This is a genomic window from Mycobacterium sp. G7A2 (assembly GCF_041902445.1).
Classification (GTDB): domain Bacteria; phylum Actinomycetota; class Actinomycetes; order Mycobacteriales; family Mycobacteriaceae; genus Mycobacterium.
In genome coordinates this window covers 383,285-398,152 of sequence record NZ_CP169251.1, presented here as the reverse complement: position 1 = coordinate 398,152, position 14,868 = coordinate 383,285, and the positions used below count along the sequence as shown (strand labels likewise).

Here is a 14,868-nt window from a genome sequence, read left to right as displayed (position 1 = left end):
TCGTGCCCGGCGACGACGAAGCCGACTCCATCGTCAGCGACGGGTGACCCTCACGCCCGGATGACGACCGGGCCCAGCTCCTCGTAGCGCCGCGCTTCGGCCGCCGACAGCTCCGCGCCGGTCACGATCGACTCGAAGTCGCGCACCTGGGCGAAGCGGCAGAAGCTGCTCTCCCCGAACTTCGACCGGGCGGCGACGAGGATGGGCCTGCGCGCCACCTGCACAGCGGTGTTCTTGACCGCGGCGACGGCAGGATCGGGTGTGGTCAGGCCGTGCTCCAGCGAGATCCCGTTGGTGCCCAGGAACGCGACGTCGATCACCAGGCCGCGCAGCATGTCGGTGGCCCAGTGATCGACGGTCGCCAACGTGCGCCCCCGCATCCGGCCACCGAGCAGCAGCACGGTGACAGTGCTGCTGTGCGCGAGCGCCTCGGCGGCCAGCAGCGACGACGTGACCACGGTGAGCTCCTGCTCGGCGAGCCGCTCGGCGATCAGGCGCGGGGTGAAACCTTCGTCCAGATAGACGGTTTCGGCACCGTGTAGCAGCTTCGCGGCTTCGGCGGCGATCCGGTGCTTCTGGGCCAGATCCACCTGGCTGCGGTACTCGACGCCCGACTCGAAGGCCGCCGTCTCCAGCGGGACCGCTCCGCCGTGCACGCGCTTGAGCAGACGACGACCCGCCAGAACCTTCAGGTCGCGGCGGATCGTCTCGCTCGCGACGTCCAGCTCGTCCGCGAGCGAGGCGACCTCCACCCGCCCGCGGGTGCGGGCGAATTCGACGATCCGGTTCTGACGGGTGTCGGAATCCACCTACGTCACGCTACTGGTGTCACCGGCGATCAGGATCGCCTTGACCTCCTCGGATGTGGTGGCCTCCCGCAGTCGGGCGACGTCGTCGGCCTTGAGGAACACCTGCGCGATCTTGGTCAGCAGAGCCATGTGATCCTTGCCGGCGCCGGCGATGCCGACGACGAACTCGGCGGGCTTGCCGTTCCAGTCGATCGGCTCCGGATACCGCACGAACGACAGCCCGGTCCGGCGGATGGTGTCCTTGGCCTCGTTGGTGCCGTGCGGGATGGCCAGACCGTTGCCCATGTAGGTCGAGATCGACTTCTCCCGCTCGTGCATCGCCTCCACGTAGGCCGGTTCGACCGCTCCCGCCTGGACCAGCAGACGGCCCGCTTCGTCGATCGCGGCGGCGGCGTCGGTGGCCGACCCGCTGAGCACGATCGAGTCCAGCGCGAGCACGTCACCCTCGGAGCCTGCGGTGTCCTGCTCCGGCTCGGAAACGTCCCCTCCGGTGCCGGCACCGTTGGTCTGTTCGAGCTGCTCGACGATCTCGTCGTAGCGCGGGCTGGACATGAAGTCGTCGACGGAGACGTGCAACGCCGACGGGGTGCGCTGGCGCGCCCGCTCGGTCAGGTCCCGGTGGGACACGACGAGGTCGTAGCTGTCGGACAGGTTCGAGATCGCCGAGTTGGTCACCTTGACATCGCCGTAGCCGGCCTTCTGGATCTTGCGGCGCAGCACCGAGGCGCCCATCGCGGAGGACCCCATGCCGGCGTCGCAGGCGAACACGATGGTGTGGATCGGACCTGCCTTGGTGCCGACCAGAGCCGAGGCCACGCTGGACTTCTTGCCCTTCATCGATTCCATCGACGCGGTGGCGGCGGCCAGGTCGTCCTCGTCACCGCCCTTGTCGGTCTTGAGCAGCAGCCCCGCGACGGCGAAGGACACCGCGGCCGCACCGAACACCGACAGCGTCACCCCGATGAAGCTGTCGCCGGGAGTCTGGGCGTAGACGGCGATGATCGACCCGGGCGCGGCCGGCGCCCGCAGGCCGGACCCGAACAGCACGTTGATGAACACGCCGGTCATGCCGCCCAGGATGGTGGCCGCGATCAGCTTCGGCTTCATCAGCACGTAGGGGAAGTAGATCTCGTGGATGCCTCCGAAGAACTGGATGATCGCCGCGCCCGGCGCCGATGCGCGCGCCGCGCCCTTGCCGAAGACCATGAACGCCAGCAGCAACCCCAGGCCCGGGCCGGGGTTGGCCTCGAGCAGGAACAGGATGGACTTGCCGGTCTCCAGCGCCTGGGTGGTGCCCAGCGGGGTCAGCACGCCGTGGTTGATCGCGTTGTTGAGGAACAACACCTTGGCCGGCTCGATCAGGATCGACGTCAGCGGCAGCAGGTCGTTGTTGACCAGGAAGTCGACGACGTTGCCGGCGCCGCGGGTGATCGAGGAGACGATCGGGCCGATGCCGAAGAACCCGATCACCGCCAGGATCAACCCGAGGATGCCGGAGGCGAAGTTGTCGACCAGCATCTCGAAGCCGGGACGGATCTTGCCCTCCCACAACGCGTCCAGCTTCTTGATCAGGAACCCGCCCAGCGGGCCCATGATCATGGCGCCGAGGAACATCGGCACGTCGGCGCCGGTGACCACACCCACCGTGGCGATCGCGCCGACCACCGCACCGCGGGTGCCGTAGACCATCCGCCCGCCGGTGTAGCCGATCAGGATCGGCAGCAGGTAGGTGATCATCGGGCCGACGATGCCCGCGCCCTCGAAGTCGCCCCAGCCGCCGATCTGCGCCACCCAGCCGCCGGGATCCCGCAGGGCGCTGAAGATGCCGGTCAACCAGCCGGCCTCGATGAACAGCGCGGTGATCAGGCCCCAGGCGATGAACGCGCCGATGTTGGGCATGACCATGTTGGACAGCGCCGTGCCCAGTTTCTGCACGCGTACCCGGACCCCGGACCGCGACGACGCGTCCTGGCCGGTCACCGTTTGTGACATACGAGCCCTCCGATTCGATGTGGGCCGTTCGGCCCGGACCGAGACTGGTGATACCAATCACATACATTCAGTACACCGCATGAACGGGCATGAATGCAAGCATTCGGTCATGAATGGTCAAAGAAATCGGTGGTTTTGTGCCCGGTTGACCGTTAGAGTGCGGTAGAGCACACCAGTTGCAGCGGTCGACACCGAGAGGACCCACCCATGAAGGCATTGCGCTTCTACGCCCCCGAAGACGTCCGACTGGAGGACGTACCCGAGCCGACCTGCGCGCCCGACGAAGTGAAAATGCGCGTCCGCAACTGTTCGACCTGCGGCACCGACGTCAAGATCTTCTACAACGGCCATCAGAACCTGACTCCGCCGCGGACCATCGGCCACGAGATCGCCGGCGAGATCGTCGAGGTCGGCGCCGACGTCAACGCCCTCTACGGCAGCAACTGGCAGGAGGGCGACCGGGTGCAGGTGATCGCCGCGGTGCCCTGCGGCGAGTGCCACGAGTGCCGCAAGGGCTGGATGGCGGTGTGCCAGAACCAGACCTCGATGGGCTACCAGTACGACGGCGGCTTCGCCGAATACATGATCGTGCCCCGGCAGGTGCTCAAGGTCGACGGCCTCAACCGCATCCCCGACAACGTCGGCTTCGACGAGGCCTCGGCCGCCGAGCCGTTCGCCTGCGCCATCAACGCCCAGGAACTGCTCGGCATCGAAGAGGGCGACACCGTGGTGGTGTTCGGTGCCGGCCCGATCGGCTGCATGCACATCCGCATCGCCCGCGGCGTGCACAAGGTCGGACCGGTGTACCTCGTCGACGTCAACGATGCCCGCCTGCAGATGTCGGCCGACGCGGTGAACCCCGACGGCGTCATCAACGCTGCCGAGGTCGACGTGGTGGCGAAGGTCATGGAGCTGACCGGCGGCCGGGGTGCCGACATCGTCATCACCGCGACGGCGGCCAACATCGCCCAGGAGCAGGCGATCGCGATGGCCGCCCGCAACGGGCGCATCTCGTTCTTCGGCGGGCTGCCCAAGACCAACCCGAACATCACCTGCGACTCGAACGTCGTGCACTACCGCCAGCTGCACATCCACGGGGCCAACGGGTCGGCGCCCGAGCACAACAAGCGTGCGCTGCAGTACATCTCGACCGGCCAGGTGCCGGTCAAGGATCTGATCACCCGCCACATCCCGCTCGACGACGTGCTCGACGCCTTCCAGATCGTCAAGAACGGCGAGGCCATCAAGGTCACGGTGGAACCGGCGCCGGCCGAGGTGGGCGCCGGGGTCTGATGCTTCACGGTTGGTCAGCGCTGCCCGCGGGTAATGCTCGGTGGTTGCCAGCGTTCGCCAGCGAGGAGACTCCATGCCCGGTCCAGAGAAGAGCGAAGAAGACGTCGACAAAGACCCGCACGTCGCCGCGGCGCGGGAGGACACCGGCGAGGACGGCTCCTACGTGGGCCGGGCGTCGGGCGACGACGACTTCGACGCCGAGGAATCCGGCGCTGAGGCCCGCTCCACCGACCAGTGATCAGCTGTTGGCCACCTTGCGGATCAACGTCCGCGTGGCCTTCTCCAGGATGACCTGCGCGTCGCCGGGGTTGCGGGCGCGGTCGGCCCGCTTGGCCGCCGCGGCGATGGTCTGCCCCTGTTCGTATCCGCGGACCACGCGCGGGTCGACGTAGGAGCCGCGCGCCACCGCGGGTGTGTTGCCCAGCGCTTCGGACACCTCTTTCATCACCGCCGACTCGACGCGCTTGACCACCTTCGGCGACACCGGCGGGTCGGCGTCGACGAAGGCTTCGGCGGCGAGCACGGTGCCGTGCCAGGTGCGGAGGTCCTTGACGCTGTAGTCCTCCCCCACCAGTTCCTTGAAGCGCGCGTTGAGGTCGTCGGCGCGGATGTCGGTCCAGCCGGAGCCGTTGCGACACACCAGGAACCGGTCCGTCCGGCCGTCTCGGCGCATCAGCGAGCGCACCGCTCGCACTACCGCGTCGTCGGTGATCTCCAGCGTGCGGCGCACGCCGCTCTTGGCCGGGTAGTCGAACATCACCGAGTCGCGGTGCAGCGTGATGTGTTCGCACAGCAGCGTCGCCAACCCGTAGGACTCGTTCTCGTCGGCGTACTGCTCACCCCCGGCACGGAAATAGCCGCGATCGAGCAGGTGCAGCGCCAGCGCCAGCACCCGGTCGCGGCCGAGACCCTTGGCACCGAGATCCTCGGTAACCCGGGCCCGCCACTGTGGCAGCTGCAAAGACAGGTCCAGCACGCGGTCGAACTTCTCCTCGGCCCGCTCTTCCTGCCAGGCCTGGTGGTAGATGTACTGGCGCCGACCCGCCGCGTCGGTGCCGACGGCCTGGATGTGGCCGTTGGGGTGCGGGCTGATCCACACCTTCTTCCACGCCGGCGGGATGACCAGGTCTTTCACCCGTTGCAGGGTTTTCTCGTCGGTGAGCAGTTCACCGTCGCTGTCGTAGTACGCGAAGCCCTTACCGCGGCGCTTGCGCGTCAGGCCGGGCTTGTCGAGTGTGCTGCGCCGCAAGCGCACGCCGCCTCCAGGTGTGCTCAAACCGTTGCTATGGCGGCGGGATTACCCGCTGAACTGCGCTTTTACACCTGGGCCCGGGCCAGGGAAGTGTGGCGGTGGCGGAGGGATTTGAACCCTCGGACGGGGGTTACCCGTCACACGCTTTCGAGGCGTGCTCCTTAGGCCGCTCGGACACGCCACCGCGGGGTAGCTTACCGACGCACCCCGGGTGAACCCAAACCGCGTCTTCGCGGCGCTTTCGCCCGGCATTTCGCGGCGACCGCGCGGGGTCGGCGCCGAGCGTGAGCCCAGTGCGAAAGATCGGCGCATTTATCGCACAGGATTCACTCTCGACGAGGTGGGCGCGGCCGAAGCGAGGCGGGAGTTCAGCGCTGGGCGGCGAAGAACTGCTCGAGCGGGGCGGCGCACTCGGCGGCCAGCACGCCACCGCGCACCTCGGGGCGATGGGTCAGCCGACGGTCGCGCACCACGTCCCACAGCGACCCGACCGCACCGGTCTTCGGCTCCCACGCCCCGAACACCACCCGCGCCACCCGCGCCATCACCAGCGCGCCGGCGCACATCGTGCACGGCTCCACCGTCACCGCCAACGTCGCGCCCTCCAGCCGCCAGCCGTCACCGTGCACCGCAGCCGCGGCGCGCAAAGCCAGGATCTCGGCGTGCGCGGTGGGGTCGCCGAGGGCCTCGCGGGCGTTGGCCGCGCGCGCCAACTCGGTGCCGTCGGCGGCGACGACCACCGCCCCGATCGGCACGTCGCGCGGTCCGGCTCCGGCCGCCGCGTCGAGCGCGAGCCGGATCAGCTCCGCGTCGGTCACCTGCCCAGACGTTCCAGCACCGACGAGAGCTCGTCGGCGAAGCCCATCTCCCGGGCGATCCGGCCCACCTGCTCGTCGGCGTAGAGGTCGCTCTCGTCGAGGATCACGCCCAGCACACCGGCCGGCAAGCCGAGGTCGGCCAGCACCGCGAGGTCACCCTCCTCGAACGGGTCGGCGTCGTCGAGATCCTCGTCGTCGATGTCGGAGTCCAGCATCTCCAGCGCTTCCGCCGCGATGTCGTAGTCCAGGGCCGCGGTGGCGTCCGACAGCAGCAGCCGGGTTCCCGACGGCGCGGGCCGCACGATCACAAAGAACTCGTCGTCGATGTCGAGCAGCCCGAAAACCGCGCCGGCGCTGCGCAACTGGCACAGCTCGGTCTCCGCGTCCTTGAGGCTGGTCAACGCCGCGGCCCGCAGCGCGGTGCAGCGCCAGGTGCCGTCCTCACGGACCACCGCAACGCCGAAGCCGTCGGGCGTGTCCACCGACTGCTGTTGCTTCTGCGTTCGCTGCGCTCCCATGACAGCACACGGTAGTCCCCCGACAGGGCCTTGACCAGCGGTTCCAGTCCGCCCCGAGGTGGGTGTGCCAACCTTGACCCGTGGCGAAGACACCGGTGTGCGTGATCGGACTCGGGCTCATCGGCGGGTCGGTGATGCGGGCGGCAACGGCCGCCGGACGTGAGGTCTTCGGCTACAACCGGTCTATAGACGGCGCCGACGCAGCCCGGGCGGACGGTTTCGACGCCACCAAGGATCTCGACGAGGCGCTGGGCAAAGCCGCCGACACCGGCGCGCTGATCGTGCTGGCGGTGCCGATGCCCGCGTTGGCGCCGATTCTGCGCCGGGTCCGCGACCGCGCGCCGCACTGCCCGGTGACGGATGTCACCAGCGTCAAGGGAGCCGTGCTCGCCGAAGTGCGTGCCGCCGGTCTGCTGGAGCGCTTCGTCGGCGGGCATCCGATGGCAGGCACCGCGCACTCGGGATGGCACGCCACCGACGCCGGTCTGTTCGTCGACGCGCCGTGGGTGCTCAGCGTCGACGAGCAGGTCGACGGGCAGGTGTGGACGGAGGCGATGACGCTGGCACTGGACTGCGGCGCGTTCGTCGTACCGGCCCTGTCCGACGAGCACGACCTGGCCGCGGCGACGATCTCGCACCTGCCGCATCTGCTCGCCGAGGCCCTGGCGACCACGGCCGGCGCGGTGCCGCTGTCGTTCGCCCTGGCCGCCGGCTCGTTCCGGGACGGCACGCGGGTCGCGGCGACGGCGCCGGAGTTGGTGCGGGCGATGTGCGAGGCCAACGCCACCCAACTGGTATCGGTGCTCGAGCAGGCGTTGCGGCTGCTCACCGATGCCCGGGACCATCTCGCCGCCGGCCGCCCGGTGTCCGATCTCGTCGACGCCGGCCATGCCGCCAGGCTGCGCTACGACACCTTCAGCCGACCGTCCATCGACGACGTCGTGATCGGCGCCGACGGATGGCGGGCCGAACTGGCCACCGCCGGACGAGCCGGCGGGGTGATCAGATCCGCTCTGCCAACCCGGGATAGTCCAGCAGAAAACCCTCCGCATCCACGCTGAGAGTCGTCTCGGCGACCGGCGAGTGCACCTTGATGCCGTCCGAGCCGCTGCTGTAGCTGATCGTCGCGACGTCGACCGACAGTTCGGGCACCCGCACGTAGACCACCGGCACGGTCACCGACTCGCCGGGCTGGCGGTACACCCCGGTGCGGCGGAGCGGCAGCGTGTTGAAGAACGGGCTGAGGATCAGATCGACGTCGAGTGCGCCGTCGAACGCCGACCGGCTGGTCTGCCCGGAATGGTCCTGCACCAGCCACATGCTCTCCTCGTCACGGGCGATGGAGAGCTGGCGTTCCCGCTCGGCCATCGTGACGGTCAGCGACAGACGTTTGGTCGCGCCGAGTTCGTCGGTGACGAGGTCATAGGACGCGCTGAACGCCGGGTGCACCGGTGTCGCGGCGGCGACGATGCGGCCGTACGCCTTGATCCGGTTGCCGGACATTTGCACCCGGACCGACTCCATCCGCGGCACCTCGTGGGCACGCCACGTCAGTACTGCCGGCCATGAACCATGCGCTTCAGAGCGAGCCTCTTCACTCATCCCTCTACCGTATGCGAAGCGTCCCCACGTTTGCGGGCGGCTCGGGAACTGGACTGCGAACCGACGTGCGGACGTGATTCGACCGCGACTTCGTCGTCGAGCAGCGGTTGCGGCAGACGACGCCACCGCCCCAACCGCCCGGTTCCGGGTGCCGAGGCCCACACCGCGAAGGCCAGCAGCGCGTCGAGGAGCAACGCCAAGGCCGTGACCATCAGCGCGCCCACCAGGGCGATGTAGAACTCCCGGATCTTGATGCCGTCGATCAGGTAGCGGCCCAACCCGCCCAGGCTGGCGTAGGCCGCGATGGTGGCGGTCGCCACGATCTGAAGCGTGGCGGTGCGCAACCCTCCCAGGATCAGCGGCAAGGCGTTGGGAGTCTCGACCCGCAACAGGATCCGGCGCTCGGTCATGCCCATCGACCGTGCGGCGTCGACGACCGCCGGATCGACATTGGCGATGCCCGCGTAAGTGCCGGCCAGCAGCGGCGGGATGCCCAGCAGCATCAGCGCGATGGTCGGCGGTACCAGGCCCAGCCCCCACAGCAGCACTCCCAGCAGCAGCACACCCAGGGTGGGCAGGGCGCGCAGCGCGTTGACCCCGGTCACGATCAGGAACGTGCCGCGGCGGGTGTGCCCGATCAGCATGCCGACCGGGACCGCGATGAGCACCGAGAAGAACACCGCGATCACCGTGTACTCCAGGTGCTCGAGGATGCGCGCGGTCAGCCCGGCCGGGCCCGTCCAGTTCTCGGCGGTGAAGATGAACGACAGCGCCTGCTGCAGGAAGTTCACGCCGCCACCTCCTGCGCCTTGGGCTTTCCGGTGCTGCGGTCGGCCCGCGTCCAGGGCGTCAGAGCCTTGCCGGTCAACATGATCAGGGTGTCGATGACGATCGCCAGCACGAAGATCGCAATGATGCCGGCGACGATCTGGTCGCTCTTGTTGGACTGGTAGCCCTCGGTGAACCAGGTGCCCAGGCCGCCGATGCCGATGACGGAACCGACCGCGACCATCGAGATGTTGGTCACCGCCACCACCCGTAGACCGGCGATGAGGACCGGGATCGCCAGGGGCAGTTCGATTTTGAGCATGCGCGTGAGCGGCCGGTACCCGACGGCGGTGGCGGCGTCGCGCACCGCCGCAGGCACGGCGTCCAGCGCCTCGGGCACCGCACGCACCAGCAGCGCGGTGGTGTAGAGCGTCAACGCGACGATGACGTTGGCCTCGTCGAGGATTCGGGTCGGGATGATCAACGGCAGCACGACGAACAGCGCCAGCGAGGGGATCGTGAAGACGATGCTGGCCGTCACCGTGGTCAGCCGGCGTAGTGCGGTGGTGCGCTGCACCGCAGCGCCGAGCGGAACCGCGATGAGCAGCCCCAGCACGATGGGTACCAGCGACAGGCGCAGGTGGATCACCGTGAGTTCCCAGGCGTCGTCGAGGTTGTCGAGCAGATAGTTCACCGGCTCACCCCCGCTGCTTCTGCAGCGCCTCGAGCACGTCGGTGGCCAGCACCCCGCCGATGGGTTCACCGCCGGCGTCCACGGCCACCCCCAATCCGGACGGCGAGGACAGCGCCGCGTCGAGCGCCTGGCGCAGCGAGTCGTCCGGCCTGAACAGTGACCCGCCCGCGGTGGTGCTGTCGTACAACGAGTCTCCGGCCCGGTGCAGCTCGACACCCGCCGCGTCGATCCAGCCGTAGGGCGACCCGTCGGGCTTGGTGACCAGGGCCCACTGCCCGGCCGTCAAATCCAGCCCGTCGATGCCGGATTCGGCGACGACCCGCAGTTCGTGCATCGGCAGCCCGGTGGCGTGGCGGAACTGCAAGCCACGGTAGCCGCGGTCGGCACCGATGAATCCGGCGACGAAATCGTTGGCCGGGTTGGACAGTAGGCGCTCGGGGGCGTCGTACTGTTCGAGGACGCCGCCGCGTCCGAACACCGCGACCCGGTCGCCGATCTTCACGGCCTCGTCGATGTCGTGGGTTACGAAGACGATGGTCTTGTGCAGTTCGGCTTGCAGACGCAGGATCTCGGTCTGCAGCTCCTCGCGAACGACCGGATCGACGGCGCTGAAAGGTTCGTCCATCAACAGGATCGGCGGGTCCGCCGCGAGCGCCCTCGCCACCCCGACGCGCTGCTGCTGACCTCCGGAGAGTTGTGCCGGATATCGTTGGGCCAGTTCAGGATCCAGCCCGACCCGTTCGAGCACGCCGAGTGCGGCCTTACGGGCCTTACGGCGGGACTCTCCTTTGAGAACCGGGACGGTGGCGACGTTGTCGATGACCCGCTGGTGTGGCATCAGGCCCGCGCTCTGGATCACGTAGCCGATGCCGAGGCGCAGCTTGACCGGATCGACGGTGGAGATGTCGGAGCCATCGACCGTCAGCGTGCCCGACGTCGGTTCGATCATCCGGTTGATCATCCGCATCGACGTCGTCTTGCCGCATCCTGACGGGCCGACGAACACGGTCAGCGTCCCGTCGGGAACGACCAGGTCGAGGTTGTCGACGGCGACGGTGCCGTCCGGGTACTGCTTGGTGACGCCGGCGAATTCGATCACGGTGACCTTTCGATGCTCAGGGCTGCACGGGTTGGTCGAACCCGTGCTCCCGGACCCAGTTCGCCGCGGCTTCATCCGGGTTGATGCCGGAGTTGCCGGAGGCTTCGGTGTTGAGCCGGATCAGGTCCTCGGTGGTCAGCTCGGCCGACACCGCGTCGAGGACGGTCTTGAGTTCGTCGGACTTCTTCTGCGAACTGACCAGCGGGATCACATTGGCGGCGAGGAAGTTGTTCTTCGGATCCTCGAGCACCACCAGGTCGTTCTCCTCGATGGCCGGCGAAGTGCTGAAGATGTTGGCGGCGGTGACGGTGCCGTCGGTCAACGCCCGCACCGTTGCCGGGCCGCCGCCGTCGCTGATCGCCACGAAATTGCTGCGCGGGATGTCGAGACCGTAGTTGGCCTTCAGCCCGGGCAGGCCCTCGGCGCGGTTGATGAACTCCGACGGCCCGCCGAACTTCACTTCCGCCGAATGCTCGGCGAGGTCACCGATCGTCGTCAGGTTCCAGCGTTGCGCGGTTTCCGACGTCACCGCGACGGTGTCCTTGTCCTCGGCCGGGGACGGGTTGAGGATCGACAGGTCGCCGGGCAGCTTCCGGAACAACTCCAGCAGCACCCCGTCGGGGGTGGTGACCTCGGTGTCGGGATCGAAATACTGCAGGAGGTTGCCGGTGTATTCGGGGATCAGGTCGATGGAGTGGTCCTGCACCGCCGGGATGTAGGTTTCGCGGCTGCCGATGCCGAACTGGCGGCCCACGGTGAACCCGTTCGCCTCCAGCGCCTGCGCATAGATCTCGCCGATGATCTTGGACTCGGGGAAGTCCGCCGAGCCGACGACGATCGATTTCAGGTCACCGGAGACCTCTCCGCCACCGAGCGGGTTGGCGCTGCCGCACGCCACCACCAACAGCGCTACCAGCGCGAACACCGCGCTCAGCGCGGAACGAGGCCCGGCCGGCCCGAGTCGTCGGGAACGATTCACGCGAACGTCCTTCCAGCTGTGGGGCTCCTGGGAACCTTTCGTGACCCTAACGCGACCCGCGCAGTGGTTTCATCGGAAGACGGAAAGGGGAAGATGGAGAGCATGACCAGCGATCGGTTTGCGTCGCCCGACACGCCGTCCGACACGCCGCCCCCTGCTCCGCAGGCCACGTCGTCCGACACGTCGAAGCCAGCCAAGAAGCCCGGGGCACCCGAGGACGCCGTGAAGTTCACCAGGGCGGCCGCGTTGTGGGGCTCGTTGATCTTCGGCTTCCTGATTCTGATCGTGCTGCTGATCTTCATCGCGCAGAACACCGAGTCCGCCGAGTTCGCCTTCCTCAACCTCAGCTGGAGCTTGCCGCTGGGCGTGGCGATCCTGTTCGCGGCCGTCGCCGGCGGGTTGTTGACGGTGGCCGTCGGCGCGGTACGCATCTTTCAGCTACGCCGCGCCGCGAAGAAGAACCTCAAGGCCGGTCTCTGACCCGGTCACCGGATCATCACCAGTTGGTCGACCGAGTCCTTCGGTAACTCGCCGTCGACGGTGGCGGTGACGGCCATGTTGTTGACCGTGATGGCGCCCTTGTGGTTGTCCAGCCACGCGGTGTCCGCGGCGTCGCGGCCGGTGGCGATGCGCACCATCGACTGACGCGGCGCCAGGCACGTGGCATCGACCACCTGCCAGCGGCCGTCCACCAGCGCCTCGGCGACGGCGTGGAAGTCCATGGGCTGACAGCCCGGCGCATAGACCGAGACCAGGCGGGCGGGCACGTTGACCGAGCGCAGCAGCGCGATGACCAGATGGGCGTAGTCCCGGCACACCCCGGAGCCCGCCAGCAGCGTGTCGGCCGCGCCGTCGATCGGATCGCTGGAGCCGGGCACGTAGCTCAGCCGGGTCCCGACCCACGACGAGATCTTCTCCAGCACGGACACCGAGTCGGCGACGTCGCCGAATTCGGTGCCGCCGAATCCGAAGAACTTGTCGGCCTCCGCGTAACGACTGGGCCGTAGATACGTCGAATAGTCCAGGTCGCCGACCGGGGCGGGGTCGGCCTGGCCCAGCACGGTGGCCGTGTAGTTGACCTTCAGGTTTCCGACCGGGGCGTCGAGCATGTGGATGCGGTTGCCGTGTTCGCCGGCGATCTCGCGGACATCGGGATCGATTGTCTTGCCGTCCAACTCGAACGACAACGACTCCGTCACCTCGGCGCCCGGATGCGGCGCGACCGCGATCTGGAACTCCAGCGTCGTCGGCGCGGTGATCTGGACGTCCAACTCCGCACCGACATCGCGCTTCATCACCGGGCGTTTCCTTCCGATCCGGGAAAGGAATCCCGAGGGTTGTTTTTGGGGCACGCGTCTTTCTACCCCGCAATGACCTGCGCCGAAACTCGGCGGCGTCAGCTCAGCTGGGCCAGCCCGGCGGCGACCAGCGGGCCGACGGCCTGCTCCACCTTGTCGCTGTCATCGGTGACACCGCTCTCGCGGGCCCGGTAGGCGATGCCCGCGCCGATGATCGCGAGCTTGAAATACGCCAGCGCCATGTAGAAGTCCCAGTTGTCCAGCGAACCGCCGGCGGCGGTGGCGTACTTCTCGGCCAGGGCGTCGGCGGTCGGGATCTGGTCGGCCGCCCACGCGGCGTCGGAATGCACCAGACGGAACGTCGGGTGCCGGTACACGCACATCAGCGCCGCATCGGACAGCGGATCGCCCAGGGTCGACATCTCCCAGTCGAGGACGGCGACCACCTTGGTCGGATCGTCGTCGTCGAGGATCGTGTTGTCGATGCGGTAGTCACCGTGCACGATCGCCGCGCGGCTGTGGGCCGGGACCGCGGCGGCCAGCTTGGCGTGCAGCTTCTTCACGTCGTCGTCGCATGCGTCGTCGGCACGTTTGACGAGCTCCCACTGCGAACCCCAGCGCCGGACCTGTCGTTCCAGGTAGCCGGCCGGTTTACCGAAGTCGCCCAACCCCACCGCGTCAGGATCCACCGCGTGCAGGTCGGCGAGCACGGTGATCAGCGAGTCCACGCATGCTTCGATGGCGGCGGTGTCACCGATCTCGGCGAGTTGGTCGGAATAGCGCACCACCCGGCCGGGCACGTATTCGACCATCTGGAACGGCGCCCCCAGCACCGAGTCGTCGTCGCGCATCGTCACCGCCCGCGCGACCGGCACCGGGGTGTCGGCCAGCGCGGCCACCACCCGGTATTCGCGCGCCATGTCGTGCGCCGACGGCGTCAGGCCGTGCAGCGGCGGCCGCCGCAGCACCCAGCGCGACGTGTCGTCGCTGACGAGGAACGTCAGGTTCGAGCGGCCACCGGAGATGAACTCGGCACGCAGTTCTCCGCTGCGCGGCACCCCGGCGTCGCGCAGATGTCGGTCCAGGGCGGTGAGGTCGAGTCCGTCGAGGTCGGTCACGCTGATCTGTCTACCATCGCGAATTGCGCGGCAATAAGTCCCATACGTGTTCGGTGGTGTTCACGGCCGCGACGGCCAGCCGGCCGGTGCGCGAGGACAGCAACCGGGTCACCGAGGCGTAGTCGACGTGAAACGACAGCAGCCGCTCGGTGCCCAGGATGCGGTGCAGCAGCACATTGATCACCCCGCCGTGGCTGAACACCGCGACCGTGTCGTCGTGCTCGGCCTCCGCCACCAGGTCGTCGATCGCGGCGCCCACCCGCCCCAGGAACTCCGACTCGTCCACCCCGCTGGGCAGCCGGCCGTCGATGAGGCGCTGCAACTCCTGCGGATTCTCCTTGGCGATCTGCTCGACGGGAATGTAGTGCGGCAGGTCGCGGTCGTACTCGGCGAATCGTTCGTCGATCTCGATGGAGAGACCCAGTTTGTCGGCGACCGGTCGGCCTGTCTCGATCGCGCGGACCTGGGGGCTGCTCACCACGCGGGAGATCGGGAAGCGGGCCAGCGCGTCGGGCAGCCGCGCCGCCTGCGCCACACCTTCGTCGGACAGGCTCGGGTCGGAGCCCTGCCCGGGCTCGCTCCGCCGGGGTAACGCATGTCGGACCAGAAGCAGTTGCACCGTGACACC

17 protein-coding genes and 1 tRNA gene are annotated in these 14,868 nt (G+C 68.4%); 4 read left to right on the top strand and 14 right to left on the bottom strand.

What is annotated here, in order from left to right:
* Positions 1-50: 50 nt before the first annotated feature.
* Positions 51-809 carry a DeoR/GlpR family DNA-binding transcription regulator gene (locus ACEWX3_RS01895; RefSeq protein ID WP_207065257.1) on the bottom strand — a complete coding sequence of 253 codons (759 nt, stop codon included), beginning with the start codon at positions 807-809 and terminating at the stop codon, positions 51-53.
* Positions 810-2,801 carry a PTS mannitol transporter subunit IICBA gene (locus tag ACEWX3_RS01890; RefSeq protein WP_374158550.1) on the bottom strand — a complete coding sequence of 664 codons (1,992 nt, stop codon included), beginning with the start codon at positions 2,799-2,801 and terminating at the stop codon, positions 810-812. It lies immediately after the preceding gene.
* Between the two features lie 207 nt (positions 2,802-3,008).
* On the opposite strand from ACEWX3_RS01890, the gene ACEWX3_RS01885 reads away from it, so the two are divergent.
* Together ACEWX3_RS01885 and ACEWX3_RS01880 are read left to right on the top strand one after the other, a co-directional pair.
* Entirely contained in the window at positions 3,009-4,094 is a 1,086-nt protein-coding gene (locus ACEWX3_RS01885; RefSeq protein WP_207065259.1) for a zinc-dependent dehydrogenase, read from the top strand.
* 73 nt (positions 4,095-4,167) lie between these two features.
* A complete protein-coding gene (locus tag ACEWX3_RS01880) occupies positions 4,168-4,332 on the top strand; it encodes a hypothetical protein (protein WP_173012134.1) in 165 nt (54 codons plus the stop codon).
* Here the strand turns inward: ACEWX3_RS01880 and ACEWX3_RS01875 are convergent, their stop codons facing one another.
* The 4 genes from ACEWX3_RS01875 to ACEWX3_RS01860 form a co-directional block, all read right to left on the bottom strand.
* Entirely contained in the window at positions 4,333-5,349 is a 1,017-nt protein-coding gene (locus ACEWX3_RS01875) for a DNA topoisomerase IB (RefSeq protein ID WP_207065260.1), read from the bottom strand.
* Between the two features lie 90 nt (positions 5,350-5,439).
* Positions 5,440-5,530, bottom strand: a tRNA-Ser gene (locus ACEWX3_RS01870).
* Positions 5,531-5,714: 184 nt separating this feature from the next.
* Positions 5,715-6,164, bottom strand: a complete 450-nt coding sequence (locus ACEWX3_RS01865; protein ID WP_207065261.1) for a nucleoside deaminase — start codon at positions 6,162-6,164, stop codon at positions 5,715-5,717.
* Positions 6,161-6,682 (bottom strand): tRNA adenosine deaminase-associated protein, encoded by a 522-nt coding sequence (locus ACEWX3_RS01860; protein WP_152519096.1) that lies wholly within the window; start codon positions 6,680-6,682, stop codon positions 6,161-6,163. The genes ACEWX3_RS01865 and ACEWX3_RS01860 overlap by 4 nt, the downstream gene beginning before the upstream one ends.
* A 95-nt stretch (positions 6,683-6,777) precedes the next feature.
* Here ACEWX3_RS01860 and ACEWX3_RS01855 point away from each other — a divergent pair, with 95 nt between their 5' ends.
* On the top strand, positions 6,778-7,743 hold the full coding sequence (locus ACEWX3_RS01855; RefSeq protein ID WP_374159994.1) for a prephenate dehydrogenase: 966 nt from the start codon (positions 6,778-6,780) through the stop codon (positions 7,741-7,743).
* Here the strand turns inward: ACEWX3_RS01855 and ACEWX3_RS01850 are convergent.
* The 5 genes from ACEWX3_RS01850 to ACEWX3_RS01830 are packed head-to-tail and all read right to left on the bottom strand — an operon-like array spanning position 7,685 to position 11,779.
* Positions 7,685-8,284, bottom strand: a complete 600-nt coding sequence (locus tag ACEWX3_RS01850) for a putative glycolipid-binding domain-containing protein (protein WP_152519097.1) — start codon at positions 8,282-8,284, stop codon at positions 7,685-7,687. The genes ACEWX3_RS01855 and ACEWX3_RS01850 overlap by 59 nt on opposite strands.
* Positions 8,281-9,075 (bottom strand): ABC transporter permease, encoded by a 795-nt coding sequence (locus ACEWX3_RS01845; protein WP_374158549.1) that lies wholly within the window; start codon positions 9,073-9,075, stop codon positions 8,281-8,283. Before ACEWX3_RS01845 ends, ACEWX3_RS01850 begins: the two co-directional genes overlap by 4 nt.
* Complete coding sequence (locus ACEWX3_RS01840; RefSeq protein WP_374158548.1) at positions 9,072-9,746, bottom strand: ABC transporter permease; 675 nt, start codon at positions 9,744-9,746, stop codon at positions 9,072-9,074. Before ACEWX3_RS01840 ends, ACEWX3_RS01845 begins: the two co-directional genes overlap by 4 nt.
* Before the next feature lie 4 nt (positions 9,747-9,750).
* Positions 9,751-10,845: an ABC transporter ATP-binding protein gene (locus tag ACEWX3_RS01835; RefSeq protein WP_374158547.1), complete on the bottom strand. Its 1,095-nt coding sequence runs from the start codon at positions 10,843-10,845 to the stop codon at positions 9,751-9,753.
* Positions 10,846-10,861: 16 nt separating this feature from the next.
* Positions 10,862-11,779: an ABC transporter substrate-binding protein gene (locus ACEWX3_RS01830; protein WP_207065321.1), complete on the bottom strand. Its 918-nt coding sequence runs from the start codon at positions 11,777-11,779 to the stop codon at positions 10,862-10,864.
* A gap of 147 nt (positions 11,780-11,926) precedes the next feature.
* Between ACEWX3_RS01830 and ACEWX3_RS01825 the strand changes: the two genes are divergently transcribed.
* Positions 11,927-12,304, top strand: coding sequence for a lipopolysaccharide assembly LapA domain-containing protein (locus ACEWX3_RS01825; RefSeq protein ID WP_374158546.1), 378 nt, complete (start codon positions 11,927-11,929; stop codon positions 12,302-12,304).
* A gap of 5 nt (positions 12,305-12,309) precedes the next feature.
* Here the strand turns inward: ACEWX3_RS01825 and ACEWX3_RS01820 are convergent, their stop codons facing one another.
* The 3 genes from ACEWX3_RS01820 to ACEWX3_RS01810 all read right to left on the bottom strand — a co-directional run bounded on the left by ACEWX3_RS01820 (position 12,310) and on the right by ACEWX3_RS01810 (position 14,859).
* Positions 12,310-13,119, bottom strand: coding sequence for a transglutaminase family protein (locus ACEWX3_RS01820; RefSeq protein WP_207065266.1), 810 nt, complete (start codon positions 13,117-13,119; stop codon positions 12,310-12,312).
* Positions 13,120-13,220: 101 nt separating this feature from the next.
* Entirely contained in the window at positions 13,221-14,240 is a 1,020-nt protein-coding gene (locus ACEWX3_RS01815) for a phosphotransferase family protein (RefSeq protein ID WP_374158545.1), read from the bottom strand.
* A gap of 10 nt (positions 14,241-14,250) precedes the next feature.
* Complete coding sequence (locus ACEWX3_RS01810; RefSeq protein WP_207065268.1) at positions 14,251-14,859, bottom strand: histidine phosphatase family protein; 609 nt, start codon at positions 14,857-14,859, stop codon at positions 14,251-14,253.
* Positions 14,860-14,868 lie beyond the last annotated feature (9 nt).